Here is a 2,464-nt window from a genome sequence, read left to right as displayed (position 1 = left end):
CTCGGGTTCCGGCTCGGCGGCGGGCGCCGGCTCGGGCGGCGTCGGTGCCGGCGGGGCGGCCTCCGCCACCTCCGGCGGCTCGGGAGCCGGTGGCGGCGTGGGTGCGGGCTCAGGCTCGCTCTGGCGCGGCTCCGGCTCCGGTTCGGGTTGCGGCTCCGGTTCGGGAGCCGTCTCGCGAGCCAGGTCCTCCTCGCTGACGATCTCCACCGGCACCGGGTCGCTCGGAATCATCGGATCGCCGAAGTCCGGCATGCCGACGACAAGAACGACTGCGACGGCAAGATGCAGTCCAAGCGAGTAGGTCACGCCGTTGCGCATGGCGGTTAGCGCCCGTCCTCCATGTCCTGCTGGGTCACCAGGGCCACACGCGAGAAGCCGGCCCCGTTGATCGTGCCCATCACCTGCATCACCCGGCCGTATTCGATGGCGCGATCGCCGCGCACGTAGATCCGCGTGTCCGACTTGCGCTGTGTGATCGCCTGCAGGCGGGGCACGAGCTGCGCCAATTCCACCTTGGTTTCCTGGATGTAAACATCTCCCTTGCCGTCGACCGTGACGACGAGCGGCTCCACCGGCTCGTTGATCGCCTGCGCCTTGCTTTTCGGCAGGTCGACCGGCACGCCCACGGTCAACAGCGGCGCCGTCACCATGAAGACGATCAGCAGCACCAGCATCACGTCGACGAAAGGCGTGACGTTGATCTGACTCATCGGCGTATAGGCCTGGCGCCGCCGCCGTCCCCGGCGGCTCGGCGCGAAGCCGTTGGCGACTCCCCCGGCCATGGCGCTAGCGTGCCTCCTCAAGCTGGCGCGACAGGATGGCGCCGAACTCGCCGGAGAAGGTCTCCAGCCGCTCGGCATAGCGGCCGATGTCGGTGGACAGCTTGTTGTAGGCGATCACCGCCGGGATCGCGGCCACCAGGCCCAGCGCGGTCGCGAACAGCGCCTCGGCGATGCCGGGGGCGACCACCGCGAGCGAGGTGTTCTTCGACGCCGCGATCGAGGTGAAGGAGTTCATGATACCCCAGACCGTCCCGAACAGCCCGACGAAGGGTGCGGCCGAGCCGACGGAGGCCAGGAAGATCATGCGCTTTTCCACCTGCTCCATTTCACGGCCAATGGTGATGTCCATCACCCGCTCCACCCGCTGCTGCAAGCCGGAGATCGCAGTGTCCCGCACCTGCGCCCCGCGCGAGGTGAAGCGCCGCCACTCACGCATGGCGGCGATGAAGATCGACGACATCGGATCGCCCGCCCGGTTCGACATCCGGTCATAGAGGTCGTCCAGCGAGCCGCCCGACCAGAACGCCTCCTCGAACTGCTCGGCCTTGGCTCGCAGACGGCGCAGCAGCAGCGCCTTGTCGAAGATGATGGCCCAGCTCCACACCGAGGCGGCAAGCAGCAGCAGCATCACCAGCTTGACCACGATGTCGGCCTGCGCGAACAGGCCCCAGACCGAGAGGTCGTGCGCCATCGCCTCGCCCAGACCGGTTGCGTCGACCGCGTTGTTGTCCATCGGCTCGTTCTACTCCCTGGATGCACACAAAGGCTTCAAGGCATCGGCAATCGCCGGCGGCATTCGCGAGGGCTGCCCCGCCCGGTTCAGGCAGCACACGCGCACCTTCAGGACGGCGCACTCGCGCCCCTCACCCGCACGCCCGCCGCCGACGGCAACGATGCGCTGCTCGGCCGTCAACTGCGCGCGGCCCAGCGCGATCAGGCGCGTTCGCACCTCCAAGAGATCGTCCAGCCGCGCCGGACTCCTGTAGTCGACGGCGCAATCCTTCACCGCGAACACGAGGCCCGAGTCGGCCATCAGCGCCGCCTGCCCCACCTCGATCAGGCGCAGCATCTCGGTGCGCGCCCGCTCGGCATAGCGCAGGTAGTTGGCGTGGTAGACGATGCCCCCGGCGTCTGTGTCCTCGTAATAGACCCGCAGCCACAGCCGGTGCGTGTCGCCCTCGACCCGGCCGGACAGGGCGCGCGCTTCCGGCGGCAGATCCTGTCGCAAGGCTTCCGTCAAGTCTGCGCCCCCTCCGGATCGTCGTCGGGATTGCCGGCCACCCCCAGCAGATCAAGCTGCGCGGCCACGCGCGCCGGCGGGTTCAGGCCCAGATAACCGAAGCCGCCGCCCGTCAGCATGCGCCCGCGCGGCGTGCGCTGCAGCAGCCCCTGCTGGATCAGGTAGGGCTCGATCACCTCTTCCAGCACGTCGCGCTGCTCGGACAGCGCGGCCGCCAGCGTCTCCACGCCCACCGGGCCGCCGCCGTAGTTCTCGGCGATGCAGCCCAGATAGCGCCGGTCCATCGAATCCAGTCCGCGCGGATCGACGTCGAGCCGCTGCAAGGCCTGATCGGCGACCGCCGCATCGATGGCCGCGGCCCCCGCAACGGCGGCGAAGTCGCGCACCCGGCGCAGCAGCCGGCCGGCGACGCGGGGCGTGCCGCGGGCCCGGCGCGCTACCT

General features: G+C 69.7%; 4 protein-coding genes and 1 pseudogene. All 5 read right to left on the bottom strand.

Annotated elements, in window-relative coordinates; all coding sequences use genetic code 11:
• Positions 1–318, bottom strand: a pseudogene (locus tag DRB17_RS20435) (TonB C-terminal domain-containing protein); the annotation flags it as partial.
• 5 nt (positions 319–323) lie between these two features.
• The gene (gene tolR, locus DRB17_RS19740) at positions 324–782 is read right to left on the bottom strand and encodes a protein TolR (RefSeq protein ID WP_114583940.1); all 459 of its coding nucleotides are present in this window, start codon (positions 780–782) and stop codon (positions 324–326) included.
• Positions 783–786: 4 nt separating this feature from the next.
• The gene (tolQ, locus tag DRB17_RS19735; protein ID WP_114583939.1) at positions 787–1,515 is read right to left on the bottom strand and encodes a protein TolQ; all 729 of its coding nucleotides are present in this window, start codon (positions 1,513–1,515) and stop codon (positions 787–789) included.
• 9 nt (positions 1,516–1,524) lie between these two features.
• Positions 1,525–2,022, bottom strand: coding sequence for a YbgC/FadM family acyl-CoA thioesterase (locus tag DRB17_RS19730; RefSeq protein WP_241503909.1), 498 nt, complete (start codon positions 2,020–2,022; stop codon positions 1,525–1,527).
• Positions 2,019–2,464, bottom strand: a 446-nt coding sequence (locus DRB17_RS19725) for a Holliday junction DNA helicase RuvB C-terminal domain-containing protein (RefSeq protein WP_277738591.1), incomplete at its 5' end; no start/stop codon positions are given. The genes DRB17_RS19730 and DRB17_RS19725, both read right to left, overlap by 4 nt.

The sequence above is a fragment of the Ferruginivarius sediminum genome (genome assembly GCF_003344765.1).
GTDB classification, from domain to species: Bacteria; Pseudomonadota; Alphaproteobacteria; order Kiloniellales; family Rhodovibrionaceae; genus Ferruginivarius; species Ferruginivarius sediminum.
The sequence above is the reverse complement of the archived record's forward strand: the minus strand, read 5'-3'. Positions and strand labels throughout refer to the sequence as shown.

What these genes read in the sequence shown, in the direction of transcription:
- tolR (WP_114583940.1), bottom strand. Translation starts at nt 782, where the DNA reads ATGGCCGGGGGAGTCGCCAACGGCTTCGCGCCGAGCCGCCGGGGACGG.
- tolQ (WP_114583939.1), bottom strand. Translation starts at nt 1,515, where the DNA reads ATGGACAACAACGCGGTCGACGCAACCGGTCTGGGCGAGGCGATGGCG.